Here is a 24,376-nt window from a genome sequence, read left to right on the forward strand (position 1 = left end):
GGAATAACCGCCGGGGGGAGCGGTCATGGCACTGCGCGCTTTCTTGCACCGGGCATGCGTACTCGTCGTCCTGGTTCCGGTACTGGTACTCAGCGGTTGCGGGCGGGACTCGATCGCCGTCAAGGCGGTCGCCGCCGGTGTACCGGCACTCGACCCGTTCTTCGACGAGGACCAGGGGCTCGGCCACGACAAACAGGTCCGTTCACTGCCGGTGCGCGGCAACCTGCAGCAAGGGGACTCGCCCGGCCTCTACGGGGGCACCCGGCAGCCGACCATCTGCGACGTCGAGAAACTCAGGAAATTCCTCACCGATCCCGCGAATCACCGCAAGGCACAGGCCTGGGCCAGTGTCTTCGGCATCTCGACCGAACACATTCCTGATTTCCTCGACCGCCTCACTCCCGTATTGCTGCGTCACGACACCCTCGCGAAAAACCACGATTACAAAAAGGGAAGTGCCGTCCCCTACGACTCCCTGCTCCAGGCCGGAATCGCCGTTCTCGTCGATCGGCAGGGACAGCCCGCCGTGAAGTGCTCGTGCGGAAATCCGCTGCGGCCCTTCGAGGGCGATGCCGGCCGTATCAAGGTCGGGTTCGAGCACGGCAACAAGAAGTGGCGGGGGTACGACCGGACCGAGGTGACGGCCGTACGACCCGCCGCGCGGCCACTGAAGCGACTGGCGCTCGTCGATGTCACCGACCCCGACCGGGGCTTCGAGCGGCCGGTGGGGACGACGGGCACGCACGACACCGTGTTCCGTACCGGCGAGCTGCACTCTGTACCCGACGTCATCGGCATGTCCTTCGGGGCGGCGAGCGGACGGCTCTCCGACGCGGGGCTGGCCGTCGCCTCCGACGGTGCCGAGCTGCCGTCCGACGACGCCCGGGTGGTGGGCTCGGACCCGGTGGCGGGGACGGAGCTGGGGTTCGGGGAGTACGTCACCCTGCGGGTGGGCGGCGAGTCCGGGGCGGAGAACCGGTCCCCGGGTGGGGACTCGGGCTCGGACTCGGACTCGTCTCCGTCGGCGTCTTCGTCACCGTCCGCCTCCTCCTCTTCCTCTTCCTCTTCCTCGTCCTCGTCCTCGTCCTCGTCCTCGGGGGATTCCGGTACGGCCGTGTCGCCCTCGTCCGCCGATCCCGCGTCGGGGTCCGCGTCGCCTTCGTCGTCCGCCCCGGACGCGTCGTGGGACGCCGGTTCGCCGTCCGTCGGGTCCACACCGCCCGCCTCCTCCTTCGAGCCGGTCCCGAGTACCCACGCGGCGGACACCACACCGCCGGCATCATCCGCCGCTCCCCCGCCGGTCACCGAATCCGTCCCGGCCGACACCCCGGCCGACAGCGATCCCCCGGCCTCCGACGTGCCGGAGGACGGCGCGCCGGCGTCGGACGGCGAGTCCAGTGCGAGTACGACGTGACACCGAACCCGGGAGTGGCCGGATGCCTCAAGATTCGCCGTCGTCGGGAGCGGGCCGGATCATCGCCGACCGGTATGTGCTGCTGAGCCGACTGGGCAGCGGCGGTATGGGCCATGTCTGGCTCGCCCACGACCCGAAGCTCACGTGCCGGGTCGCGCTCAAGGAGCTGGTGCTGCGGGGTACGGACGAGGAGGAACGGGCCGGCCGGGCGGCCCGCGCCCTGGCCGAGGCGCGGCACGCGGCCGGGTTGCGCGGGCATCCGCATGTGGTGACCGTGCACGACGTGCTGGAGCACGAGGGGCTGCCGTGGATCGTCATGGAGTACGTGCAGGGCGCGGTCGATCTGCGGGCACTGCTGGAGCGGGCCGGGCCGCTGCCGCCCGCGGAGTGCGCCCGGATCGGCCTCGCCGTCCTCGACGCACTGACCGCCGGACATCAGCAGGGCGTGCTGCACCGGGACGTGAAACCGGCGAACATCCTGCTCGCGCCCGACCGCATGAGCGCGCCGTACGGCCGGGTGCTGCTGACGGACTACGGCATCTCGGTGCAGCCGGACGGCGGGGAGCCCCGGTACACGCAGTCCGGGGCGCTGGTGGGGACGGCCGGATATCTGGCGCCGGAGCGGATCTCCGGCCGGCCACCGACACCGGCCGCCGATCTGTTCTCCCTGGGGTGCACGCTGTACCACGCGGTGGAGGGGCGACGACCGTTCGAACGGGGTTCGGACACCGCGGAGATCTCCGCCACGGTCACGGACGAGCCCGCTCCGCCGGTGCTGGCGGGTGCCCTGGCGCCCGCGGTGCTCGCGCTGCTCGTCAAGGATCCGGCGCTGCGGATGTCGGCGGTGGCCGCCGAGGCCGCGCTGTCGCTGGTCGTGTCGTCGCGGGCGGAGGCGGACGTCCGTCCCCGCACCGATCCCGGTTCCGTACCGCCCTGGGGCGCTCCCCCTGTGGTGCCCGACTTCGGAGCCCCCGTCGTCGTGTCGGGCCCGGACCCGTCGCCCGCTCCCCCGCCCGGACACCGGCGCCGTCCGCCTCCGCACGCCCTGCGGGCCGCTGTCGCCGCCGCCCTGGGGCTGGTGCTGGCCCTGACCGGAGTCTGGTGGGCGGTCGCGCATCAGAGCGGTGGCTCCGCTGCCGGGCCGTACGGCAGCGTGGTCGGCCTGACGCAGCCCCTCGACGGCGGTGACTGTGTCGTCGCCGAGTGGTCCAGCGGGACGCGCTTCGTGGGCACCCCCACGCTCACCGTCGACCCGACCTGCGCGGACAAGGCACCGGACGGCCAGGTGATGACGTTCGTGCCGGTGGCGTCCGCCTCGGAGGCGCGTGCGAAGGGGCCCGCCGGGTGCGCGGAGCGGACCGGGGATCTGCGCGGGAAACTCGCGGATGTGCGGTCCGTCGCCGTCGTACCGATCGGGGACGGGTTCGACTCGACCGGCGGCCGGGTCGCCTGCCTGGTGCTGGGGGCGCACGGCCCCGTCTACGGGCCGCTCGACGGGTATCGCACCTTGGGGTCCGCGTTCGTGGGCAACGCCACCATGCAGAAGCGGGACTGTCTCAGGCTGCCGCCCGCGCGGACCGCGCTGCTCGTCTCCTGCTCGGGCCCCCACGACGAGGAGGTGCTCGGATTCACCCGGCTGGCCGCCGGCCTGACGCTGGCCGAGGCGGCGAAACAGCAGGACAGGGCTTGTGCCCGGGACGTACCGCCGGAGGAGTACGGATTCGATCCTTCCGTGTACGAGGCGGACTCCTGGACCAGTGAGGCCACATGGACGGCCGGCTTTCATTTCGCCGTGTGCGCCGTCAGGAAGCAGAACGGGGGCACCATGGAGGGAGACGGACCATGAGGAGGGTGTCGCGATGCCCGGTTCTGCGAACGGCTCGAACGGTGCCACCAAGGCGATGGGGGTGCTCACCGTCGGCGGACTCGTCGTGGTGACGGCCTACACGGTGGCGCTCGGCAGCAACGGCTGGCTCTGGTTCGGCTGGGTGGTGCTGGGCCTGCTGACACTGGCGATGGTGGTGACCCAGAACAACTGACACAGCGCCCCCGAAGGGGCGCGGGGAACTGCGCGACCAGCCACGACGGCGCCGCAGACGAACGACGGCACAACGCGGCCCTTCCAGCGAAGCGCTAGTGCACTCCGGCCTGGTACTTGGGCAACCGTGCGGTGATCTTCATCCCCGCACCGGGCGCGGTCTCGATGACGAGCCCGTGGTCGTCCCCGTACACCTGCCGGAGCCGGTCGTCGACGTTGGACAGGCCGATGCCCCCGGAGGGGCTGGTCTCGCCGGCGAGGATGCGGCGCAGCAGGACCGGGTCCATGCCTGCGCCGTCGTCCTCGATGACCACCAGGGCCTCGGCGCCCTCGTCCTGGGCGGTGATCTGGATGTGGCAGGTGCCGGTCTTGCCCTCCAGACCGTGCTTGACGGCGTTCTCGACCAGGGGCTGGAGGCAGAGGAAGGGCAGGGTGACCGGGAGTACCTCGGGGGCGATCTGCAGGGTGACCGTGAGGCGGTCGCCGAAGCGGGCCCGGACCAGCGCCAGGTAGTGGTCGATGGCGTGGAGTTCGTCGGCGAGGGTGGTGAAGTCGCCGTGCCTGCGGAACGAGTAGCGGGTGAAGTCGGCGAATTCGAGGAGCAGTTCGCGGGCGCGCTCGGGGTCGGTGCGGACGAACGAGGCGATCACCGCGAGCGAGTTGAAGATGAAGTGCGGGGAGATCTGGGCGCGCAGGGCGCGGATCTCGGCCTCGATGAGCCGGGTCCGGGAGCGGTCCAGGTCGGCCAGTTCCAGCTGGACGCCGACCCAGCGGGCGACCTCGCCGGCCGCCCGGACCAGGACGGCGGACTCGCGCGGGGCGCAGGCGACCAGGGTGCCGTGGACGCGGTCGTCGACGGTGAGGGGCGCGACCACCGCCCAGCGGACCGGGCAGTCGGGATACTCGCAGTGCAGGCGGAAGGCCTCGCCGCGGCCGGACTCCAGCGGCCCGGCGAGCCGTTCCGTGATCTCGGTGCGGTGGTGGTCGCCGACGCCGTCCCAGACGAGCAGGTTCTCGTGGTCGGTGAGGCAGAGCGCGTCGGTGCCGAGCAGGGTGCGCAGCCGGCGGGCCGAGCGGCGGGCGGTCTCCTCGGTCAGGCCCGCGCGCAGCGGGGGTGCGGCGAGGGAGGCGGTGTGCAGGGTCTCGAAGGTGGCGTGCTCGACGGGGGTGCCGAGGCCGCCGAGGCTCTCGGGGCGTGCGGTGCGGCGGCCGAGCCAGAAGCCGGCGGCGAGGAGCGGGAGGACGGCCACGAGGAGGCCCGCGAGGAACCCGGTCACGCCTTGACCTCCGCGCGCAGCTCTTCCGGCAGGTGGAAGCGGGCCAGGATCGCGGCCGTTCCGGGCGGTACCCGGCCGGGGGTCGCCAGGGACACCAGGATCATGGTGAGGAAGCCCAGCGGGACCGACCAGAGCGCGGGCCAGGCCAGCAGGGCGTGCAGCTCGCCGGTGCCGGGCAGGTCGGCCATCGTCGCGGCCACCGCGCAGAACGCCGAGCCGCCCCCGGCCAGCATCCCGGCGGCCGCGCCTGGCGGGGTCAGCCGCCGCCACCAGATGCCGAGGACCAGCAGCGGGCAGAAGGAGGACGCGGACACGGCGAAGGCCAGTCCGACGGCGTCGGCGACCGGCAGGCCGCCCACCGGGACGCTCGCGGCGAGCGGTACGGCCATGGCGAGGACCGTCCCGAGTCTGAAGTGCCGTACGCCGCGGGACGGGAGGACGTCCTGGGTGAGGACGCCGGCGACCGCCATGGTGAGGCCGGAGGCGGTGGAGAGGAACGCGGCGAAGGCACCGCCCGCCACCAGCGCGCCGAGCAGGTCGCCGCCGAGGCCGCCGACGACCCGGTCGGGCAGCAGCAGGACGGCGGCGTCCGTCTCGCCGGTGAGGGTGAGTTCGGGGGTGTAGAGGCGGCCGAGGGCGCCGTAGACGGGTGGCAGGAGGTAGAAGAGGCCGATCAGGGCGAGGACGGCGACGGTGGTGCGGCGGGCGGCGACGCCGTGCGGGCTGGTGTAGAAGCGGACCACGACGTGCGGCAGGCCCATGGTGCCGAGGAAGGTGGCGAGGATCAGGCCGTACGTGGCGTACAGCGGGCGTTCCTCGCGGCTCTCGGCGAGCGAGGTGGACATGCCGCCGTTGGTGCCGCGGTCGGTGGCGGGGACGCGGGTGCCCTTGGCGAAGGTCAGGCGGGTGCCGCCGGTGATGCGGTGGGTGCCCTCGGGGAGGGTGACCCGGGTGCCCCGGAGCGGGCGGCCGTCGACCGCGCCGGTGACGGTGACCGTGAGCGGGCGGTCGAGCCGGAGGGAGAGGGTGTCCTGGACGTCCACGACGCGCTGGGTGCGGAAGGTGGCCGGTTCGTCGAAGGCGTGGACGGGGGCGCCGGCGCGCTGCCAGGCGAGGATCAGGAAGAGGGCGGGGACGAGCAGGGCGGTGAGCTTCAGCCAGTACTGGAAGGCCTGCACGAAGGTGATGCTGCGCATGCCGCCGGCGGCCACGGTGGCGACGACGACCACGGCGACGATGAGTCCGCCGAGCGCGTCGGGGGCGCCGGTGAGGACCGCCAACGTGAGCCCGGCGCCCTGGAGTTGGGGCAGCAGGTAGAGCCAGCCGACGCCGACGACGAACGCCCCGGCGAGCCGTCGTACCGGCTGCGAGGCGAGCCTGGCCTCGGCGAAGTCGGGGAGGGTGTAGGCGCCGGAGCGGCGCAGCGGGGCGGCGACGAAGAGGAGGAGCACGAGGTAGCCGGCGGTGTAGCCGACGGGGTACCAGAGCATGTCGGGGCCCTGGACGAGGACCAGGCCCGCGATGCCCAGGAAGGAGGCGGCGGAGAGGTACTCGCCGCTGATCGCGGCCGCGTTGAGGCGGGGGCCGACGGTGCGGGAGGCGACGTAGAAGTCGGAGGTGGTCCGGGAGATGCGCAGGCCGAAGGCGCCGACGAGGACGGTCGCGACGACCACGAGGGCGACGGCCGGGACGGCGTAGCTGGAGTTCATCGAGCCTCGTCGGGGCGGGAGTTCATCGGTCCTGTCGGTCCTCGACGAGGCGGACGAAGTCCTCCTCGTTGCGTTCGGCGCGGCGCACGTACCAGCGGGCGAGCAGGATGAGCGGGGCGTAGAGGCAGAAGCCGAGCACCAGCCACTCCAGGCGGCGTGCCTCGGGGGCGGCGGCGAAGACCAGCGGGAGCGGGCCGACGAGCAGCACCAGGACGGCGAACACGGCGAGGGCGACGCGCAGTTGGCTGCGCATGAGGGAGCGGACGTAGGTGTGGCCCAGGGTGGTCTGCTCGTCGATCTCGGTGCGCGGCCGGTAGTAGCCGGAGGTACGGCGGCTGCGGCGGGGCGGGCCGGTGACGGTGACCCGGCGTTCGGCGGGGTCCGCGGCCATCGTCAGGCCCTCCTCATCAGCAGGTCCCGCAGTTCGCGGGTGTGGCGCCGGCTGACCTGGAGCTCCTCGGCGCCGACCAGGACGCTCACCGTGCCCGCGTCCAGGCGGAGTTCGCCGATGTGGTGGAGGGCGACCAGGTGGCGACGGTGGATGCGGACGAAGCCGCGGGAGCGCCAGCGGTCCTCCAGGGTGGAGAGCGGGATGCGGACGAGGTGGCTGCCGCGGTCGGTGTGCAGGCGGGCGTAGTCGCCCTGGGCCTCGACGTGGGTGATGTCGTCCACCGCCACGAACCGTGTCACGCCGCCGAGTTCGACGGGTATGTGGTCGGGGTCGGGTTCGTGCACGGGTATCCGGGGTGCGGCGCCGCGCAGTTCGGCGACCCGGCGCACCGCCTCCGCGAGGCGTTCCTTGCGTACCGGCTTCAGGACGTAGTCGACTGCCTTGAGGTCGAAGGCCCTTACCGCGAAGTCCTCGTGGGCGGTGACGAAGACGACGAGCGGCGGCCGGGCGAAGCCGGTGAGCAGCCGGGCCAGGTCCAGGCCGTCCAGGCCGGGCATCTGGACGTCGAGGAAGACGACGTCGATGGCCTCGGGGCCCTGCGGTCCGGACTCCAGGGCCCGGGTGATGCGGCGCAGCGCCTCGGTGGCGTCCCCGGCGCCCTCGACGCTGCCGATGCGCGGATCGGCCTGCAGCAGATAGAGCAACTCCTCCAGCGAGGGGCGTTCGTCGTCGACGGCGAGGGCGCGCAGCATGAACGGAGTGTAGGCGGCCGAACGCGGCGCTGGACATGTGCCGGACGTGGACGTTCGCGTCGGACGAAGTGGTGCTCCCGAACCGTCTTCGCCCGTGGTTACAGTGCGGGCATGAACAGCGGCACCGTCCCCTTCGACGATCTCGACCGGAAGATCACCACCGCGTTGATGGCGAACGCGCGGACCAGTTTCGCCGAGATCGGCGCGGCCGTCGGGCTCTCCGCGACCGCCGTGAAGCGGCGGGTCGACCGGCTGCGCGAGACCGGTGTGATCACCGGGTTCACGGCCACCGTCACCCCGGCGGCCCTCGGCTGGCGCACGGAGGCGTACGTCGAGGTGTACTGCGAGGGCGCGGCCCCGCCGCGGCGGCTCGCGGAGGTGGTCCGCAACCATCCGGAGATCACCGCGGCGATGACGGTGACCGGCGGCGCGGACGCCCTGCTGCATGTGCGGGCCCGGGACGTGGACCACTTCGAGGAGGTGCTGGAGCGGATCCGGGTGGAGCCGTTCATCCGGAAGACGATCAGCGTGATGGTGCTGTCGCATCTGCTGCCGGAGAGCCCGGAGGCCGGGGCCACGCACCCCGTACCGGAGTAAACGCACCGATGCTGCGTTTGTACGACCGGAGACGCAGTGTTCCTGCGCAGACGCGCAACATTCGTTTCTTGTCGTCCGTGTCCGACGCTTTCTACCGTGGTGTCAACCCTCAGTCGACACCGCGGGAAAGCGGAGGAACCCCTCTGTGTCCGAAAGCCGTGTGCCGCGCCTCAGGCGCTTCCTCGTCTGCGAACCCAGACACTTCGGCGTGCAGTACGCGATCAATCCCTGGATGAACCCCGACACCAGGGTCGACGTCGACCTGGCCCAGGAGCAGTGGACCGCGCTGATCAGCGCCTACCGCACCCATGGCCACAGCATCGACCGGCTGGATCCGGTCCCCGGCCTGCCCGACATGGTCTTCGCCGCGAACTCCGCGGTCGTCGTCGGCGGCCGCGTCTTCGGTTCGCTCTTCCACGCGCCCGAGCGGCGCCCCGAGTCGACCCACTACGACCTCTGGTTCAAGACCGCGGGCTATGACGTGCACCGTCCGGGCTCGGTGGTCGAGGGCGAGGGCGACCTGGTCTGGACGGGCCGGTACCTGCTGGCGGGCACCGGCTTCCGCACCAGCCGCGAGGCGCACCGCGAGGCCCAGGAGTTCTTCGGCCACCCGGTGATCAGCCTGACCCTGGTGGACCCGTACTTCTACCACCTGGACACGGCACTGTTCGTCCTGGACGGCGGGCACGATGGAAATATCGTCTACTACCCGGAGGCCTTCTCTCCCGGCAGCCGCGAGGTGCTCCGCCGGCTGTTCCCGGAGGCGGTGCTCGCCACCCGCGACGACGCCATGGCATGGGGCCTGAACTCCGTCTCGGACGGCCGCCACGTCTTCATCGCGCCGCAGGCCGAGGCGCTCGCCGCCCGGCTCGCCGACCAGGGCTACGAGCCCGTCCCCGTCGACCTGTCGGAGTTCCACAAGGCAGGCGGCGGCATCAAGTGCTGCACCCAGGAAATCCGCTGAGGACCAGGAGATCCCCCTGATGACCGCACCCGCACGCGCACGCACCTCCGCCGAGCTGATCGAGGCGGAGGGCCCGGTCCTCGCGCACAACTACCACCCGCTGCCCGTCGTCGTCGCCCGCGCCGAGGGCACCTGGGTGGAGGACGTCGAGGGCCGCCGCTACCTCGACATGCTGGCCGGCTACTCGGCCCTCAACTTCGGCCACCGCCACCCGGCGCTGATCGAGGCGGCCCACCGCCAGCTGGACCGCCTCACCCTCACCTCGCGCGCCTTCCACAACGACAGACTCGCCGAATTCGCCGAACGGCTGGCGGAGTTGACCGGCCTGGACATGGTGCTGCCGATGAACACGGGCGCCGAGGCCGTCGAGTCCGGCATCAAGGTGGCCCGCAAGTGGGCGTACGACGTGAAGGGCGTCCCTGCCGACCGGGCCACGATCGTCGTCGCCGCCGACAACTTCCACGGCCGTACGACCACGATCGTCAGCTTCTCCACCGACGAGACGGCCCGGGCGGGCTTCGGCCCGTTCACGCCGGGCTTCCGGATCGTGCCGTACAACGACCTGGCCGCGCTGGAGGCGGCGGTCGACGAGACCACGGCGGCGGTGCTGATCGAGCCGATCCAGGGCGAGGCGGGAGTGCTCATCCCCGACGACGGCTATCTGACCGGGGTCCGCGAGCTGACCCGGCGCAAGGGCTGCCTGTTCATCGCCGACGAGATCCAGTCCGGCCTCGGCCGCACCGGCCGCACCCTGGCCGTCGACCACGAGGACGTCGTCCCGGACATGCTGCTGCTCGGCAAGGCGCTGGGCGGCGGGATCGTGCCGGTGTCCGCGGTGGTGGCCCGGCGGGAGGTGCTGCAGGTGCTGCACCCCGGCGAGCACGGCTCCACGTTCGGCGGCAACCCGCTCGCGGCGGCGGTCGGCACGGCGGTGGTCGAGCTGCTGGAGAGCGGCGAGTTCCAGCGCCGGGCCGCCGAGCTGGGCGTGGTCCTGCGGGACGGGCTGACGGAGCTGGTCGGCAGGGGCGTGGTCGGCTTCCGCTCGCGCGGGCTGTGGGCGGGCGTCGACGTGGACCCGGCGATCGGCACCGGGCGGGAGATCGGCGAGCGCCTGATGCGCGAGGGCGTCCTGGTCAAGGACACCCACGGCTCCACGATCCGGCTGGCCCCGCCGCTGACCGTCACCGCCGAGGAACTGCGGTCGGCACTGGGCTCGCTGGAGAAGGTGCTCGCGGCCTGAGCCGGGGAGGAGCAGGGTGGGGCGGCCGTGCCCGTAAGCATGGCCGCCCCGCCCCGATCGGTGATCAGCCCTTGCCGAGGAGCTTGTTCATCTCCTTGATCTCGGCGTTCTGGGCGGTGACGATGCCCGCGGCCATGCTCGTGGCCGGACCGTAGGCGCCCTTGGCCTTCTCCGTGCCAGCCATCTCGACGGCGCCCTGGTGGTGTTCGACCATCATGGTCAGGAACATCGTGTCGAAGTCCGTCCCCTTGGCCTGCTTGAGCATGGTCATGTCCTTGTCGGACATCATCCCGGCCATGCCGGCGTGACCGCTGTGGTCCATGCCGGCCATGGGCACGTCCTCGCCCCAGGCCTTGAGCCAGCCGGTCATGGTGTTGATCTCCGGGTCCTGGGCCTTCTCGATCCGGGCGGCGAGGTCCTTCACCTGGGCGGAGGAGGCACGGTCGGCGGCGAGCCCGGCCATCTCCACGGCCTGCTGGTGGTGCGGGATCATGGTCTGCGCGAAGGACACGTCCTGCGCGTTGTGGGCGGTGGCGGTGGCGCCGGATGCCGCCGAGTGCGACGCGTGTGCGGCGCCGGCGGTGTCGGTGCTGTCGTCGCCGCTGCCGCACGCGGTGAGGGCGAGGGCGGCGGTCGCGGTGAGCGCGACGAGGACGGCACGGGTACGCGTGGTGGTCATGCTGGATCTCCTGCGATAGGTCCGAGTGGGCGCGCGGGAGCACGACCGCTGCGCTGTGCGCGCGGCCGGCTCGGGTGCCTCTAGATCCGCAGGAGCTGGAGTTCGGCCAGGTCGGGGGGTGCCCGTGCGCCTTCCGGGGCCGTGACCGGGCCGGCGGGCAGCGGGCAGGCGGCCGCGAGCACGGGGACCGGGTCCGGGACCAGCGCGGGCAGCCCGGGACCGCCGCTCACCGCACCGGAGGCGCAGGTCGCGTCGGCGTGATGCACGTGGTGGTCGCCGCAGTGGCCGTCGTCGTCGGAGCAGCCGTCGTACGCGGAGACCGTGACCGCCGCACGGGAGACGGCCTGCTCATGCCCGCCGTGCATCCCCAGGGCGCCGGGTGCCAGCGCGTGCATGCCGAGCAGCCCGGCCAGCAGCCCCAGCACGAGCAGGGCGCGCCAACGCCGGTACGGCGGTCGCGGGTCGGGCTGCTCGGTGGGGCACATCGGGGCCATCCTATGCATGCCCTGAGAGCCGGCCGCCACCGGCACACCTCCGGGCGACCCGGTCCCGAGGGCGCCCTAGGGTTTGAGGACGATCTTGCCGTGGGTGTGGCGGCGTTCGAGTTCGGTGCAGGCCTCCCGGACCTGCGCCAGCGGGTAGACGTTCGCGATGGGCACCTCGAGATGTCCGTCGGCGATCAGGGCGGCCAGTTCGGCGAGCACCTCGGCGCCCGGCCCGGCCGCGCTCCCCCCGTCGGTCTTCACCCCGTACTTCGCCGCGGCGGCGAAATCGGCGATGGTGTCGATCCGCTCGGCCGCGACACCGAGGGCGAGGGCCAACTCGACGTAGCCCTGGCCGAAGGTGTCGATGAAGGCGTCGACGCCGTTCGGCGCGGCGGCCCGGATCCGGTCCGCGACTCCGTCACCGTAGGCGACGGGGATCACGCCGTGGCTCTTCAGCCATTCGTGGTTCCCTTCACCGGCCAGGCCGACGACCGTGGCCCCGGTCCGGCGCGCGAGCTGGACGGCCAGCGAGCCGACACCCCCGGCGGCCCCGGAGACGACGACGGTCTCGCCCTTCTCGGGCCGGACGGAGTGCACGGCCCCCCACGCGGTGACACCGACGACGTACAGGCTGCCGGCCACCTCCCACGAGACCTTCTCCGGCTTGCGCGTGAGGTTGCCGGCCTCGACCAGCACCAGCTCGGCCTGGGAGGCCCGCTTGTCGCTGAACCCGATCACCTCGTCGCCGGACGAGAATCCGCCGGTGCCGGAGCCGGCCTCCTCGACGATCCCGGCGAGGTCACTGCCCTGCCCGGACGGGAACGTCGACGGGAATATCCGCGCCACCGCCCCGGTGCGGATGGCCGCCTCGCTGGGGTTGATGCCGGCCGCCTTCACCCGCACCAGGACCTGTCCGTCCCCGGGCACCGGGCGCTCCACGTCGTCGACCCGCAACACGTCGATTCCGCCGAACTCGTCGTACCTGACCGCCTTGGGCATGATCTCCGCATCTCCGTTCGACTGCCGTCACCCATCATTCGTTGTCATGTAAACAAAGCGGTTTTCACACTAGGAGGCAGAGGGTTACATGTCAACAAACCGGGGGCTCCGCGGTCGGCGGAGGGGGATCCGGGTCGCTGCCGCGCCGAACCGTCAGCCTGCGCCGGGGTGTTCGGCGTGCCGGGGCAGTGCCGCGTCGTAGTGACGGTCGATCGTCTCGGCGCCGGAGGAGTGCTGCGCGCTGTAGTGGGTGTCGATCGCCTCGGCGATGCCGGTGAGGGCGTCGAGCTGTTCCCGGGAGAGCACGTCGGCGAAGCAGTGGCGAATGCCCTCCACCCAAGCCGGCCAGGCGGCGTGGAACGCGGCCCGGCCCGCATCCGTCAGTACGACGTCGTAGCCACGGGCGTCACCCTCGCTCGGTGCGCGCGTGACCGTGCCGCGAGCCTCCATCCGGGAGACCTGGCGCGAGAGGCGGCTGCGCTCCCAGTGCAGCGCGACCGCCATGTCGCGGGCGCGCAGCCTGTACTCCGGGCTCCTGGACAACCTCAACAGGACCACGAAGTCCGCCTCGGTCAGCCCGAAGTCGCGCGCCAACCGCCGGGCGAGCACCTCGTTGACCTCGATGCGCATGCGCTGGAACGCGATCCAGGCCCGGGTCTCCCGCTCGTCCAGCCGCTCCTGATCCATGCGGCCGAGCCTACCCGGGGCCCTGACAGGCACCGTCGGCCGATTCCACGCACGCCCTAGATGACCGGCGGTTCATCCGGCGGCCGCGCGCAGCCCTGCTTCGAGGTCGGCGATCAGGTCGTCGACGCCCTCGATGCCGACCGACAGCCGCACCAGACCGGGGCCGACCCCGGCCGCGGCCCGCTGGGCGGGGTCCAGCTGGGCGTGGGTGGTGGAGGCGGGGTGGATGACCAGGCTGCGGACGTCGCCGATGCTCGCGAGATGGCTGAAGAGCCGGACCCCTTCGACGAAGCGCCGGCCTGCCGCCAGGCCGCCCGCGAGTTCGAAGGCGAGCACCGCTCCGGCGCCGCGCGGCAGATAGCGCTTGGCCTGTGTCCGCCAGGGGCTGGAGGGCAGTGCCGCGTAGTGGACCCGCGTCACCTGGGGCTGGTCCTCCAGCCAGGTGGCGAGCGCCTGCGCGTTGGCGACGTGCCGTTCGATGCGCAGGCTCAGCGTCTCCAGGCCCTGCAGGAGCAGGAAGCTGTTGAAGGGGGAGACGGCCGGGCCGAGGTCCCGCACCAGCTGGGTGCGCAGCCGCAGTGCGTAGGCGAGTCCGCGGTCCGCGAAGGAGTCCCAGAAGGACAGGCCGTCGTACGTCGGGTCCGGGCCGGTCAGTCCGGGCCAGCGGCCGGGGTCCGCGCCGAAGTCGAAGCGCCCGCCGTCCACGACGACCCCGCCGATGCCGGTGCCGTGCCCGGAGAGGAACTTGGTGGTGGAGTGCACGACGATGTCGGCGCCGTGTTCGAGGGGGCGCAACAGGTAGGGGGTGAGCACGGTGTTGTCGACGACGAGCGGGACACCGGCCTCGTGGGCGACGCGGGCGACCGCCTCGGTGTCGAGGACGTTGCCGCGCGGGTTGCCGAGGGTCTCGCCGAAGAACGCCTTGGTGGTGGGCCGTACGGCCGTGTACCAGGCGGCCAGGTCGTCCGGGTCGTCGACGAAGGTGACGTCGATGCCGAAGTCGGCGAACGTGTGCTCGAGGAGGGTGCGGGTGCCGCCGTACAGGGACGACGAGGCGACGATGTGGTCGCCCGCGCGGGCCAGGTTGAGCAGGGCGAGGCTGGTCGCGGCCTGGCCGCTGGCCACGGCGACCGCGGCCGAACCGCCTTCCAGCGCTGCGATCCGCTCCTCCGCCACCGCGGTGGTCGGGTTCGACAGCCTGGTGTAGGCGTGGGTGGCGAGGTCGGCCAGTTCGAAGGCCGCGGCGGCGTGCCCGGTGTCCCGGAAGACATAGCCGGCGGTCGCGTGGATCGGTACCGCCCGTGCGCCGGTGCCCGGGTCGGGGACCGCGCCGGCGTGCACCTGCCGGGTCTCGAAGGCCCAGTCGGCGCTGCTCATCGGCCGCCCTCCTGCCGGGCCAAGACGTCGGACCACCAGCGCTCGGCGACCCGTGGATGCGAGCGGAGCCAGCCGACGACGGCGTTCTCGCCGAACGCGGCGAGCAGCGGGTTGTCCGGGTCGTCGGTGACGCCCCGGCTCAACGCGGCCAGTTCGGCGGGGAGTTCCAGTGGTCTGACGACCGCGTCGAGGCGCGGGCCGAGGAAGAAGGGCATCGAGTAGCGGTCGACGCCCGGCTGCGGGCTGACGACCCGGTGCTGTGTGGCCTTCAGATAGCCCTGGGTGGCGATCTCCAGCATCTCGCCGATGTTGAACACGAAGGCGTCGGGCACCGGCACCGCGTCGATCCAGCCGCCGTCCTCGCGCTGCACCTGGAGCCCGCCGACGTCGTCCTGCTGGAGGAGGGCGAGGTAGCCGTAGTCCTTGTGCGCGCCCACCCCCTGGTCGGCGTCCTGGGCGGCGCGCGGCGGGTAGTGCACGATCTTCACGTGGACGGCCGCCTCGTCGTCGAACCACTGGTCGAAGTAGCCCTCGTCCTGTCCGAGCGCGGCCGCGAGGGCCCGCAGCACCTCCCGGCCGACCCGCAGCGCCTCCGCCTGCCAGCGCAGCACGATGTCCTTCAGGTCCGGGAGGGCGGCCGGCCATTGGTTGGGGCCGATCAGACGCAGGTAGTCGGGATCGTCCGGGCCCGTGTCCAGCGCCGCGCGCTCCGGGCCGATGTCGATCTGCTCCCGCCAGTCGGCGCTGCCCGCCGTGTACTCCGCACCGGTGCGCGTATAGCCTCGGAACTGGGGCGAGTTGAGGTTCTCGATCTCCAGTCGCTGCTGCTCGGGCAGGGCGAAGAAGGCGCGTGCCGCGGTCAGCGCCTCGTCCCGCAGGGCTGCGGGGACACCGTGTCCGGTGACGTAGAAGAAGCCCACCTCGTGGGCCGCGGACCGGAGTTCGGCGAGAAAGACGGCCCGGTCCGTGTCCGGGGCGCGGAAGCGGGAGATGTCGATGACGGGCAGGGCTGTGGGCTGGGCCATGGGGGTCCTTCGCGGCAACGGCGGCCGACCGGCCCCTCACGACTCACCCTGGAAACGGGCTGGTCGGAGGCGGCCGGAACGAGCAGGCAGAAAGAGGGGAACTAGGTCGCGAGCCGTGGGACGGCGGTCAGCAACAGACCTGGTCGAACTGGTCGGCGCGGCGGCTCACCCAGAACGGGTCGAGCAGCACCGTGTGTGCCGGGCCAGTGGTCTTCATGGCCGGATGAAAGCACACCCGGGATCGATGCGTCCAGCAGCACTCGTCCCGGCGGGCGGGACAGGACCGCTCCGCCGGGGCGCCGTTTCCGCGCGGGACGCCGGCGCGCCGCGTCCGTGCGGGAGTTCAGCCGCGCTGTCGCTCCGAGAGCGCCTGGGTGAAGTGGGTGACGGGACGCTCCACCCGTTCGCCGTCGAGGGTGATGTCCACCGCCTCGTTGTAGAAGGCGAGGAGCCCCCGGACGGCGCCGACCGCGGGCAGCGGGTCCGGGTAGCTCCAGACGAGGTGGGGCGGGACGTCGGCCTCCCCTCGCCACGACCAGTACTCGGCGGTGCCCTTGTAGGGGCAGCCGGTGTGGTGGTCGGTGGCTTCGAGCAGGTCGAGCCGGACGTCCTCGCGCGGGATGTAGTAGCGCGTGGGCAGACCGGTCTCGAACAGCAGCACGGGGCGGTGGGTGTCCGCGACGACCGTGCCGTCGATCTCGACCACCAGGTGGCGGCTGCTCGGGATGGCGTCGACCCGCTTGTGCGGGTCACGGGGGTGGACGAGGATCTCTTCCTCCTCCTCGAACCAGTGGTCCAGGCCCCGCCCAACGCGCCGGAACCACTCGAAGGCGATGTGGCCGGCCAGGTCGGCGGCCGGGAAGGTCCAGGCGGCGTTCTCCAGCAGCTCGCCGTCGACCTCGACGTCGTAGAAGATCCGCGAGCCGGTGTGCGTGCCCGTCGGGGGGTTCTTCGCCGGGCGGAGCAGGTCCTCGCGCACCTCCGTGCGCGGGAACGCGTACAGCGGTACGGGAACGCCCGGCTCCCAGACCAGGACGGGGTGGCGGCTGTCGACGACGGTGACGTCGCCGTGGCGGCCGCGCACCCAGCGCTCGCTGGGCTCCCACAGGAGCCCCTCGGGAGTGGCCCGCACGGCCTGTGCGGTGGGGAACATGCTCATGCGCGACTCTCCTCCAACTGGTTCACGCCAGGGCGTCCGCCCGTAGTGACGCGCCCTCGTATCGCTGGGACACTGACCGAAGATCCAGAAGTACTCGACCGTGCATGTCCCCGGTACATTGAAGCCCTTCGAGCACAGCCGCCGCCGAAGTCCCACGCATGGCGCACCTGGGCCGACTGCCGTGAAACCGATACTGACCTGGGATGACACCGGCTCGCAGGGGAGCCGGTGAAGTGAGGGGCGAGCCGTGTTCTACTACCTGCTCAAGTACGTACTGCTCGGGCCGCTGCTGAGAGTGGTGTTCCGGCCGCGGATCGAGGGCCTGGAACATGTGCCGCCGTCGGGACCGGCCATCGTCGCCGGCAACCACCTCTCCTTCTCCGACCACTTCCTGATGCCGGCCGTCCTCAAACGGCGCATCACCTTCCTCGCCAAGGCCGAGTACTTCACGGGGCCCGGGGTGAGGGGCCGGCTGACCGCCTTCTTCTTCCGCAGTGCCGGGCAGATCCCGGTGGACCGCTCCGGCAAGGAGGCGGGCCAGGCCGCGATCCGGGAGGGGCTCGGGGTACTGAGCAAGGGCGAGCTGCTCGGCGTCTACCCCGAGGGCACGCGCTCGCACGACGGCCGCCTGTACAAGGGCAAGGTCGGGGTCGCCGTGATGGCGCTGCGGGCCGGTGTCCCGGTGATCCCCTGCGCGATGATCGGCACGTTCGAGGCGCAGCCGCCCGGCAAGGTCATCCCGAACATCCACCCCGTCGTGATCCGCTTCGGCAAGCCCCTGGAGTTCTCCCGCTACGCCGGGATGGAGAACGAGAAGGCCGTCCTGCGCGCCATCACCGACGAGATCATGTACGCCATCCTGACCCTGTCCGAGCAGGAGTACGTCGACGAGTACGCGGCCGTCGTCAAGGCCGGGCAGGCGGCGGCGAAGGGCGAGAAGGAGCGGAAGTTCCCGCGGGCTCCGCTCAGTTGAGGTCGCGCGGGCACTGCGGCCCGGCACGTGGGACGAGGGGCGGCCGGAGTGTTCCGGCCGCCCCTCGTCGTCATACGCGTCGTGCGGGAGCGGTTACGGCTGCGGGGTGGCGTGCGGGGTGCAGGTGACGTCCGCGCCGTCCAGCTGGCCGGTGAGCAGGTAGGTGTCGACGCGGCTGTTGATGCACGGGTTGACCAGACCGGTCACACCGTGCGAACCGGCGCCCTGCTCGGTGATGAGGCGGGAGCCCTTGAAGCGCTTGTGCAGTTCGACGGCGCCGGGGTACGGGGTGGCGGCGTCACGCGTGGACTGCACGATCAGCACCGGCGGCAGGCCCTTGTGGGTCTTGACGTTCACCGGGGTCTGCTGCTTGACCGGCCAGGTGGCGCACGGCAGGTTCAGCCATGCGTTGGCCCAGGTCATGAAGGGGTACTGCTTGTTCAGCTCGGTGTTGTCGCGGTCCCACTTCTTCCAGCTGGTGGGCCACTTGGCGTCGGTGCACTCGACGGCCGTGTAGACGGCGTTGCCGTTCTCCGAGGTGATGTTGCCCGCGGTGTCGGTCAGGTCCGGGGCGGCCGCGTCGACCAGGCCCTGGGTGTCACCGGCGAAGTACTTGCCGAACACGGTGGCGACCGGGACCCACGAGGAGTCGTAGTACGGCGCGCTCTGGAAGAAGCCGATCAGCTCGGCCGGTCCGACGACCCCGCCGATCGGGTTCGCCTTGGCGGTGGCGCGCAGCTGGAGCCACTTGGCCTGGACGGCGTCCCGCGTGGTCCCCAGGTGGAAGGCGGAGTCGTGCGCGGCGACCCAGTCCTCCCAGTCCTTCCAGCGGCCCTCGAAGGCGACGTCCTGGTCCAGGTTGGCCTGGTACCAGATGCTCTTCTTCGACGGGTTGACGACACTGTCGACGATCATCCGGCGCACGTGCCCCGGGAACAGCGTCCCGTACACCGCGCCGAGGTAGGTGCCGTAGGAGACCCCGAGGTAGTTGAGCTTCTTCTCGCCGAGCGCGGCCCGGATGACGTCCAGGTCGCGGGCGGTGTTCGCGGTGGTCATCTGCTGGAGCATCGCGCGGCCGGTGCGCTCGGCGCAGCCGTCCGCGTACTGCTTGGCGAGCTTGCGCTGTGCGGTCTTGTCGGCCTCGGTGTCCGGCACCGGGTCGGCCTTGGGTGCCTTCACGAACTCCTGCGGGTCCTGGCAGGAGATGGGCGCCGAGTGGCCGACACCGCGCGGGTCGAAGCCCACGAAGTCGTACGCCTTCGAGGCGTTGACCCACAGGGGGTTCTTGGTGGTGACCCGGCGCGGGAAGCGCATCCCCGAGCCGCCGGGGCCGCCGGGGTTGTAGACGAGCGCGCCCTGGCGCTCCGCCTGGGTCCCCGTGTTGCCTATTCGGTCGACGGCGAGCTTGATCTGCTTGCCGTAGGGGTTCGTGTAGTCGAGCGGTACGCTCACCCAGCCGCACTGGATGGGCTTCTCCAGGCCCCAGTCGGCCGGGCAGTCCGCCCAGTCGATCCCTGCCTTCTCGGCCCGTGCGGCCGCGATCGCCGCGCCCTGCTGTGCGCGGTCCTGGCCGTCGTGGCGGGCCTCGGCGCCGGCGGCGGGTGCCGCGAGCGCTCCGGTGATCAGGCTGGCCGTGACGAGCGCTCCGGCCGAGCCGAGCGCCAGTACCCGGCTCCTCGATCTGAAGTTGTCCCTCAAGTGGGCCCCTCCCCGTACATGGTTACGAATGGTCAGGGGGGATCCTTCCGGCTGTGAGGTCCCTGAGGACAGGCCTCAACAGCCGTCTTTACCAATCCGATAACCGGACGCGCACGTCCCGCTGAGCGGATCAACCGCCCAACTGGGCCAACGCCTCGTCCAGTACCCGGCGCAGGCGCAGCGCATCGGCCGCCACCGCGCTCACCAACACGGCGGGCCCGGCGAGCGGAGTCAGCGCGGCGCACTCCCCCAGCATCCGTGCCGCCATCGGCTCCACCGCGAACTCCGGCCTCACGACGACGAGTTGTCCCACCGCGCGATGTCCCGCCAGCACGGCGGGCCCGTCCCAGCCGCCGGGCGCCCCGGGCCCGCAGGCCAGTTCCTGATCCAGTACGACCCGCCCGGCCACCCGCACGGTGAGCCGGCTGCCGAGCCGCCCCGGCTCCTCTCCGACCCTGCCGAGCACCTGCTCCTCCCGCAGCACGAGCCGCCCCCGGACCCCCACGTCCACCCGCGTGGAGACCCGCAGATCACTCCCACCGGCCGAGATCAACTGCTCGGGCAGCCAGCGCAGTTCGCCCCCGTCGGCGACATCGAGCCGGACGTCGTACCGGGCCTCCTCCTTGCCCTGCCCCGGCAGGGCGATGGTCGCGGCGGCCGACCCGACACTCAGCCGCGCCCCGTCCTCGACCCGTGCCTCGATCCCGAACCGGTCCCCGCCGAGCGGCCCGCTCATCGCCCCGACGACCATCACCCGCGCCTCGGCCCCGCTCCCCCGGGTGCGCCGCAGCGCGAGCGGTCCCTCGCCCTCCAGTACGGGGAGCGCGGTACCGCCCCGTCCGTCGTCCCGGGCGACGATCCGAGCGGTCGCGCGCACCCCGGTGAGCGTCATGCGGTCCACGCGGCGAGCCGCTCCCGCACCCACGCGGCCACGTCCGCGACCCCGGTCTCACTGCGCAACGACTGGAAGACGACGGGCAGTTCGGCCCGCTGTGCCTTGGCGTCGGCGGCCATCCGCGCGAGGTCCGAGCCGACGTACGGAGCGAGGTCCGTCTTGTTGACGACGAGCAGGTCGGCCGTGGTGACCCCGGGCCCGCCCTTCCGCGGGATGTCGTCGCCTCCCGCCACGTCGATCACGAAGATCTGCGCGTCCACGAGCCCCTTGGAGAAGGTGGCGGTGAGATTGTCCCCACCGGACTCGACCAGGATGAGGTCCAGCGGCCCGACCTCGTCCTCCAGGTCCTCCACCGCCTCCAGATTGGCCGAGATGTCGTCCCGGATCGCGGTGTGCGGACAGGCCCCCGTCTCGACGGCGGTGATCCGCTCCGGCGGCAACACGGCCTCCCGGAGCAGGAATTCGGCGTCCTCGCGGGTGTAGATGTCATTGGTGACGACGGCGAGGGAAAGGTTGTCGCGCAGGGCCCGGCACAGCGCGGCGACGGTGGCGGTCTTACCGGACCCGACGGGCCCCCCGAGCCCTATCCGGAGAGCACGACGAGCCCCGTCGGGCCGGTGGGCGTCGGCACTGAGGGCGACGGGACCGTGGTGGTGGTCGTGGTCGAGATGCATGTACGGCTCCTTTTCAGTAGACCTGGTCATTCAGCCCGTCCGGCGTTTGAGGAAGAGGCCGGTCCGCACCCCCACCCACCAGCCCGTCCGGCGTTTGAGGACGAGGCCGTTCAGGCCGAAGCGGGGGTCCGGGGGCGGCAGCCCCCGGGACGGGACGGGTAGGGGCGGCGGGGGCGACACTCCCCCCTACGACGCGAACAACCGCACCGCCCACCCCGCATGCCACTCCGCCCCGATCTCCGCCACCGGCGCCGACGCCGCAGGCAGCGCGTCGACCCCCGCCCCTCCGACGACGGCCTCCCGCGCCGCCTCCACCGCCCGGTCCGCCACCAGGTCCACCTCCGACGCCAACCGGGCCAGCACCCCCGTCGCCTCGAACGGATCCAGACTCAGCAACCGCACCACCGCCGTGGCCGGCCCGCTCACGCACTCGTACGCCGCGCAGTACGCCGCGTCCGCCGCCGAGAGCCCCGCCGCCCGAGCCACCGTCCCCAACACCACCGGCTGATGGGCCCCCTTGGGGAACTCCCGTGCCAGGGCATCGAGTTCGGCACTTGGCCAGGCCACCCGCGCGGCCCGCAGCAGCTGCCGCCCGAGCCTGCGCGCCGCGCCCCGGAGCGCGGCCGACGGCGTCCGCGCATCGGCCGCCGCGTCCAGCTCCCGTACGTCCGCACCGAGTACCGCCGCCGCGGCGAACGCGCCCGCCACCAGCCCCGCCGTGTGCAGCCGCCCCCGGCAGTACTCCTCCAGGCTCGCGGCCCCGGTGATCCGCCCGGCCTTGACGGCCGCCTCCGCCCCGCCGGAGTGCGCATGCCCTCCGGCGGGAAAGCGGCCGTCGGCCAGTACCAGCAACGCTGCCCGAGACACCACACCCACCAGCTCTCAGAAGAGGAAGTAGCGCTGGGCCATGGGCAGTTCCGCGGCCGGCGCCGCCTCGACCAGCTCCCCGTCGATGTACACGGCGAAGCTGTCGGGATCGACCCGGACGCTCGGACGCGCGTCGTTCTCCCGCATGTCCGCCTTGGTCACCCCACGGGTCGACTCGATCGCGACGAACCTCTTCCCGAGCTGGAGCCGCTCCGGCAGGCCGTCCTCGATCGCCAACGGGGCGACGAAGTTGAAGGAGTTGGCGGCCGGTGCCCGCCCGATCGCCCCGTACATCGGGCGCGGCAGGATCGGCTGGGGCGTCGGGATGGACGCGTTGGCGTCGCCCATCTGCGCGTAGGCGATCTGTCCACCCTTGAGGACGAGGTGCGGCTTGACCCCGAAGAACGCGGGCTCCCAGAGCACGAGGTCGGCGAGCTTCCCGGTCTCCACCGAGCCGATCTCCCTGGCCAGCCCCTGCGCGAGGGCCGGGTTGATCGTGTACTTGGCGACGTAGCGCCGTACCCGGTGGTTGTCGGCCCGCCCGTCGCCGGGCAGCGCGCCCCGCCGCCGCTTCATCACGTGCGCGGTCTGCCAGGTCCGCAGGATCACCTCGCCCACCCGCCCCATGGCCTGGGCGTCGGAGGAGATGATGGAGATCGCGCCGAGGTCGTGCAGTATGTCCTCCGCGCCGATGGTCGACGGCCGGATCCGCGACTCGGCGAAGGCCAGGTCCTCGGGCACCGCCGGGTTCAGGTGGTGGCACACCATCAGCATGTCGAGGTGTTCCTCGGCGGTGTTCACCGTGTACGGACGCGTCGGGTTGGTCGAACTCGGCAGCACGTGCGGCTCGGAGACGACGGTCATGATGTCGGGGGCGTGCCCGCCGCCCGCGCCCTCGGTGTGGTAGGCGTGGATCCCGCGCCCGCCGATGGCGGCCAGCGTGTCCCCCACGAAACCCGCTTCGTTCAGCGTGTCCGTGTGGATGGCCACCTGAACGCCCGTCCGGTCGGCGACGGTCAGGGAGGCGTCGATGACGGCCGGGGTCGACCCCCAGTCCTCGTGCAGCTTCAGGCCCAGTGCCCCGCCCCGGATCTGGGACAGCATGGCCTCGTGCGAGACGGTGTTGCCCTTGCCGAGGAAGCCGATGTTGAGGGGGTACTGCTCCATCGCCTCCAGCATCCGGGCGAGGTGCCAGGGACCGGGGGTGACGGTGGTCGCCTTGGACCCCTCGGCGGGGCCGGTGCCACCGCCCACCAGGGTCGTGACCCCCGCCGACAGCGCCTCGTCGGCGATCTGCGGGCAGATGAAGTGGACGTGCGCGTCGACCCCGCCCGCGGTGAGGATGCGTCCGTTGCCGGCGATGACCTCGGTCTCGGGGCCGATCACCAGGTCGGGGTGGACGCCGTCCATGGTGTCGGGGTTGCCGGCCTTGCCGATGCCGGTGATCCGGCCGTCGCGGATGCCGATGTCGGCCTTGACGATGCCCCAGTGGTCGATGATCACGGCACCCGTGACGACCGTGTCGGGGGTGCCGTCTGCGCGCGTAGCACGCGACTGGCCCATGGACTCGCGGATGACCTTGCCGCCGCCGAAGACCGCCTCGTCACCGGCGAGTCCGGGCCCGCCGGAGCGGTCCTCCTCGATCTCGACGATCAGGTCGGTGTCGGCGAGCCGGATCCGGTCGCCGGTGGTCGGCCCGAACAGGTCGGCGTAGGCGGCGCGGGAGATCTCAGGCATCGAGGGCACCTCCGGTCTCGCCGCGCAGCCCGGGGACCACACGGGCGCCGGCGAGCGGGACGAGTTCGACGTCGACGGGGATGCCGGGCTCGAAGCGGACGGCGGTGCCGGCGGCGACGTTCAGCCGCTTGCCGCGCGCCGCGTCCCGGTCGAACTCCAGTCCGGGGTTGGCTTCGGCGAAGTGGTAGTGGGAGCCGACCTGGACGGGCCGGTCGGCGGCGTTGAGGACGGTCATCCGGGTGACCTCGCGGCCCGCATTGAATACGACGGGCTCGTCGGCGAAGAGAACCTCTCCGGGAATCATCGGCGGCCCCCTCAGACGATCGGGTCGTGGACGGTGACGAGCTTGGTGCCGTCCGGGAAGGTCGCCTCGACCTGGACGTCGTGGATCATCTCGGGGATGCCCTCCATGACGTCGTCCCTGGTGAGCAGCTTGCGCCCGGAGGCCATGAGTTCGGCGACGGTACGGCCGTCACGAGCCCCTTCGAGGATGTGCGACGTGATGAGGGCGACCGCCTCGGGGTGGTTCAGCCGGAGCCCGCGGGCCCGGCGCTTCTCGGCCACGTCGGCCGCCACGTGGATCAGCAGCCTCTCTTGCTCGTGCGGGGTCAGTTGCACGTCCCACCTCACAGTCCTCGCTCCGGACCGTGCGGGGCCCGGTTGCCGCAGCCACCCCGTCCGGACACAAAACCGCTGGTGGCGTGGATGGGCAGGCTAGTTCGCCGGAGTTTCAACGACG

25 protein-coding genes are annotated in these 24,376 nt (G+C 72.0%); 7 read left to right on the forward strand and 18 right to left on the reverse strand.

Translation table 11 applies throughout. From position 1 onward, the window contains the following. Positions 1-25: 25 nt before the first annotated feature. Genes ABZ887_RS34380 through ABZ887_RS34390 form a run of 3 tightly spaced genes read left to right on the forward strand, consistent with a single transcriptional unit; the run spans position 26 to position 3,453 of the window. Positions 26-1,414: a PASTA domain-containing protein gene (locus ABZ887_RS34380; RefSeq protein WP_361298170.1), complete on the forward strand. Its 1,389-nt coding sequence runs from the start codon at positions 26-28 to the stop codon at positions 1,412-1,414. Between the two features lie 22 nt (positions 1,415-1,436). Beyond that, positions 1,437-3,260, forward strand: a complete 1,824-nt coding sequence (locus ABZ887_RS34385; protein ID WP_361298173.1) for a protein kinase — start codon at positions 1,437-1,439, stop codon at positions 3,258-3,260. Between the two features lie 13 nt (positions 3,261-3,273). Further along, a complete protein-coding gene (locus ABZ887_RS34390; RefSeq protein ID WP_361298176.1) occupies positions 3,274-3,453 on the forward strand; it encodes a hypothetical protein in 180 nt (59 codons plus the stop codon). A gap of 94 nt (positions 3,454-3,547) precedes the next feature. Here ABZ887_RS34390 and ABZ887_RS34395 read toward each other — a convergent pair whose 3' ends face one another. The 4 genes from ABZ887_RS34395 to ABZ887_RS34410 are packed head-to-tail and all read right to left on the reverse strand — an operon-like array spanning position 3,548 to position 7,581. Beyond that, positions 3,548-4,729 (reverse strand): histidine kinase, encoded by a 1,182-nt coding sequence (locus tag ABZ887_RS34395; protein WP_361298179.1) that lies wholly within the window; start codon positions 4,727-4,729, stop codon positions 3,548-3,550. Next, entirely contained in the window at positions 4,726-6,438 is a 1,713-nt protein-coding gene (locus ABZ887_RS34400; RefSeq protein ID WP_361298182.1) for a cation acetate symporter, read from the reverse strand. Before ABZ887_RS34400 ends, ABZ887_RS34395 begins: the two co-directional genes overlap by 4 nt. A gap of 22 nt (positions 6,439-6,460) precedes the next feature. Further along, positions 6,461-6,829 carry a hypothetical protein gene (locus ABZ887_RS34405; protein ID WP_361298185.1) on the reverse strand — a complete coding sequence of 123 codons (369 nt, stop codon included), beginning with the start codon at positions 6,827-6,829 and terminating at the stop codon, positions 6,461-6,463. Positions 6,830-6,831: 2 nt separating this feature from the next. After that, positions 6,832-7,581 (reverse strand): DNA-binding response regulator, encoded by a 750-nt coding sequence (locus ABZ887_RS34410; protein ID WP_361298188.1) that lies wholly within the window; start codon positions 7,579-7,581, stop codon positions 6,832-6,834. A 111-nt stretch (positions 7,582-7,692) separates the two neighbouring features. Here ABZ887_RS34410 and ABZ887_RS34415 point away from each other — a divergent pair, with 111 nt between their 5' ends. The 3 genes from ABZ887_RS34415 to rocD all read left to right on the forward strand — a co-directional run bounded on the left by ABZ887_RS34415 (position 7,693) and on the right by rocD (position 10,382). Then, positions 7,693-8,178, forward strand: coding sequence for an Lrp/AsnC family transcriptional regulator (locus ABZ887_RS34415; protein ID WP_361298191.1), 486 nt, complete (start codon positions 7,693-7,695; stop codon positions 8,176-8,178). Positions 8,179-8,323: 145 nt separating this feature from the next. Further along, positions 8,324-9,142 (forward strand): dimethylargininase, encoded by an 819-nt coding sequence (gene ddaH, locus ABZ887_RS34420; RefSeq protein ID WP_361298194.1) that lies wholly within the window; start codon positions 8,324-8,326, stop codon positions 9,140-9,142. A gap of 19 nt (positions 9,143-9,161) precedes the next feature. Further along, a complete protein-coding gene (gene rocD, locus ABZ887_RS34425) occupies positions 9,162-10,382 on the forward strand; it encodes an ornithine--oxo-acid transaminase (protein WP_361298197.1) in 1,221 nt (406 codons plus the stop codon). Positions 10,383-10,446: 64 nt separating this feature from the next. Here rocD and ABZ887_RS34430 read toward each other — a convergent pair whose 3' ends face one another. The 7 genes from ABZ887_RS34430 to ABZ887_RS34460 all read right to left on the reverse strand — a co-directional run bounded on the left by ABZ887_RS34430 (position 10,447) and on the right by ABZ887_RS34460 (position 16,793). After that, the gene (locus tag ABZ887_RS34430; protein WP_361298200.1) at positions 10,447-11,061 is read right to left on the reverse strand and encodes a DUF305 domain-containing protein; all 615 of its coding nucleotides are present in this window, start codon (positions 11,059-11,061) and stop codon (positions 10,447-10,449) included. Between the two features lie 80 nt (positions 11,062-11,141). Further along, a complete protein-coding gene (locus ABZ887_RS34435; protein ID WP_361298203.1) occupies positions 11,142-11,546 on the reverse strand; it encodes a DUF6153 family protein in 405 nt (134 codons plus the stop codon). Positions 11,547-11,621: 75 nt separating this feature from the next. Then, a complete protein-coding gene (locus tag ABZ887_RS34440; protein WP_361298206.1) occupies positions 11,622-12,545 on the reverse strand; it encodes an NADP-dependent oxidoreductase in 924 nt (307 codons plus the stop codon). A gap of 153 nt (positions 12,546-12,698) precedes the next feature. Further along, positions 12,699-13,232 (reverse strand): MarR family winged helix-turn-helix transcriptional regulator, encoded by a 534-nt coding sequence (locus ABZ887_RS34445; protein WP_361298209.1) that lies wholly within the window; start codon positions 13,230-13,232, stop codon positions 12,699-12,701. 72 nt (positions 13,233-13,304) lie between these two features. After that, positions 13,305-14,609 (reverse strand): PLP-dependent transferase, encoded by a 1,305-nt coding sequence (locus tag ABZ887_RS34450; RefSeq protein ID WP_361298212.1) that lies wholly within the window; start codon positions 14,607-14,609, stop codon positions 13,305-13,307. Beyond that, the gene (locus ABZ887_RS34455) at positions 14,606-15,634 is read right to left on the reverse strand and encodes a 2-oxoglutarate and iron-dependent oxygenase domain-containing protein (protein WP_361298215.1); all 1,029 of its coding nucleotides are present in this window, start codon (positions 15,632-15,634) and stop codon (positions 14,606-14,608) included. Before ABZ887_RS34455 ends, ABZ887_RS34450 begins: the two co-directional genes overlap by 4 nt. 343 nt (positions 15,635-15,977) lie before the next feature. Further along, on the reverse strand, positions 15,978-16,793 hold the full coding sequence (locus ABZ887_RS34460; RefSeq protein WP_361298218.1) for a DUF427 domain-containing protein: 816 nt from the start codon (positions 16,791-16,793) through the stop codon (positions 15,978-15,980). A 247-nt stretch (positions 16,794-17,040) separates the two neighbouring features. On the opposite strand from ABZ887_RS34460, the gene ABZ887_RS34465 reads away from it, so the two are divergent. Further along, positions 17,041-17,766, forward strand: a complete 726-nt coding sequence (locus tag ABZ887_RS34465) for a lysophospholipid acyltransferase family protein (RefSeq protein ID WP_361298221.1) — start codon at positions 17,041-17,043, stop codon at positions 17,764-17,766. Positions 17,767-17,859: 93 nt separating this feature from the next. On the opposite strand, the gene ABZ887_RS34470 is transcribed toward ABZ887_RS34465, so the two are convergent. The 7 genes from ABZ887_RS34470 to ABZ887_RS34500 form a co-directional block, all read right to left on the reverse strand. Continuing rightward, on the reverse strand, positions 17,860-19,464 hold the full coding sequence (locus tag ABZ887_RS34470) for an alpha/beta hydrolase (RefSeq protein WP_361298224.1): 1,605 nt from the start codon (positions 19,462-19,464) through the stop codon (positions 17,860-17,862). 130 nt (positions 19,465-19,594) lie between these two features. Further along, entirely contained in the window at positions 19,595-20,356 is a 762-nt protein-coding gene (locus tag ABZ887_RS34475; RefSeq protein WP_361298310.1) for an urease accessory protein UreD, read from the reverse strand. Next, positions 20,353-21,033 carry an urease accessory protein UreG gene (ureG, locus tag ABZ887_RS34480; protein ID WP_361298227.1) on the reverse strand — a complete coding sequence of 227 codons (681 nt, stop codon included), beginning with the start codon at positions 21,031-21,033 and terminating at the stop codon, positions 20,353-20,355. The genes ABZ887_RS34475 and ureG overlap by 4 nt, the downstream gene beginning before the upstream one ends. A 186-nt stretch (positions 21,034-21,219) precedes the next feature. Then, positions 21,220-21,900, reverse strand: coding sequence for an urease accessory UreF family protein (locus ABZ887_RS34485; RefSeq protein ID WP_361298230.1), 681 nt, complete (start codon positions 21,898-21,900; stop codon positions 21,220-21,222). 15 nt (positions 21,901-21,915) lie between these two features. Continuing rightward, a complete protein-coding gene (locus ABZ887_RS34490; RefSeq protein ID WP_361298233.1) occupies positions 21,916-23,637 on the reverse strand; it encodes an urease subunit alpha in 1,722 nt (573 codons plus the stop codon). Continuing rightward, entirely contained in the window at positions 23,630-23,941 is a 312-nt protein-coding gene (locus ABZ887_RS34495; protein ID WP_361298236.1) for an urease subunit beta, read from the reverse strand. Before ABZ887_RS34495 ends, ABZ887_RS34490 begins: the two co-directional genes overlap by 8 nt. Positions 23,942-23,952: 11 nt before the next feature. Continuing rightward, positions 23,953-24,255, reverse strand: a complete 303-nt coding sequence (locus ABZ887_RS34500; RefSeq protein ID WP_037782101.1) for an urease subunit gamma — start codon at positions 24,253-24,255, stop codon at positions 23,953-23,955. Positions 24,256-24,376: the final 121 nt, after the last annotated feature.

It is taken from the genome of Streptomyces sp. NPDC047061 (assembly GCF_040643955.1).
GTDB lineage: Bacteria > Actinomycetota > Actinomycetes > Streptomycetales > Streptomycetaceae > Streptomyces.

Excerpts from the sequence above, each read along its gene's own strand:
- ABZ887_RS34380 (WP_361298170.1), top strand. The coding sequence starts at position 26 with ATGGCACTGCGCGCTTTCTTGCACCGGGCATGCGTACTCGTCGTCCTG.
- ABZ887_RS34385 (WP_361298173.1), top strand. The coding sequence starts at position 1,437 with ATGCCTCAAGATTCGCCGTCGTCGGGAGCGGGCCGGATCATCGCCGAC.
- ABZ887_RS34390 (WP_361298176.1), top strand. The coding sequence starts at position 3,274 with ATGCCCGGTTCTGCGAACGGCTCGAACGGTGCCACCAAGGCGATGGGG.
- ABZ887_RS34400 (WP_361298182.1), bottom strand. The coding sequence starts at position 6,438 with ATGAACTCCAGCTACGCCGTCCCGGCCGTCGCCCTCGTGGTCGTCGCG.
- ABZ887_RS34405 (WP_361298185.1), bottom strand. The coding sequence starts at position 6,829 with ATGGCCGCGGACCCCGCCGAACGCCGGGTCACCGTCACCGGCCCGCCC.
- ABZ887_RS34410 (WP_361298188.1), bottom strand. The coding sequence starts at position 7,581 with ATGCTGCGCGCCCTCGCCGTCGACGACGAACGCCCCTCGCTGGAGGAG.
- ABZ887_RS34415 (WP_361298191.1), top strand. The coding sequence starts at position 7,693 with ATGAACAGCGGCACCGTCCCCTTCGACGATCTCGACCGGAAGATCACC.
- rocD (WP_361298197.1), top strand. The coding sequence starts at position 9,162 with ATGACCGCACCCGCACGCGCACGCACCTCCGCCGAGCTGATCGAGGCG.
- ABZ887_RS34430 (WP_361298200.1), bottom strand. The coding sequence starts at position 11,061 with ATGACCACCACGCGTACCCGTGCCGTCCTCGTCGCGCTCACCGCGACC.
- ABZ887_RS34435 (WP_361298203.1), bottom strand. The coding sequence starts at position 11,546 with ATGTGCCCCACCGAGCAGCCCGACCCGCGACCGCCGTACCGGCGTTGG.
- ABZ887_RS34440 (WP_361298206.1), bottom strand. The coding sequence starts at position 12,545 with ATGCCCAAGGCGGTCAGGTACGACGAGTTCGGCGGAATCGACGTGTTG.
- ABZ887_RS34445 (WP_361298209.1), bottom strand. The coding sequence starts at position 13,232 with ATGGATCAGGAGCGGCTGGACGAGCGGGAGACCCGGGCCTGGATCGCG.
- ABZ887_RS34450 (WP_361298212.1), bottom strand. The coding sequence starts at position 14,609 with ATGAGCAGCGCCGACTGGGCCTTCGAGACCCGGCAGGTGCACGCCGGC.
- ABZ887_RS34455 (WP_361298215.1), bottom strand. The coding sequence starts at position 15,634 with ATGGCCCAGCCCACAGCCCTGCCCGTCATCGACATCTCCCGCTTCCGC.
- ABZ887_RS34460 (WP_361298218.1), bottom strand. The coding sequence starts at position 16,793 with ATGAGCATGTTCCCCACCGCACAGGCCGTGCGGGCCACTCCCGAGGGG.
- ABZ887_RS34475 (WP_361298310.1), bottom strand. The coding sequence starts at position 20,356 with ATGACGCTCACCGGGGTGCGCGCGACCGCTCGGATCGTCGCCCGGGAC.
- ureG (WP_361298227.1), bottom strand. The coding sequence starts at position 21,033 with ATGCATCTCGACCACGACCACCACCACGGTCCCGTCGCCCTCAGTGCC.
- ABZ887_RS34490 (WP_361298233.1), bottom strand. The coding sequence starts at position 23,637 with ATGCCTGAGATCTCCCGCGCCGCCTACGCCGACCTGTTCGGGCCGACC.
- ABZ887_RS34495 (WP_361298236.1), bottom strand. The coding sequence starts at position 23,941 with ATGATTCCCGGAGAGGTTCTCTTCGCCGACGAGCCCGTCGTATTCAAT.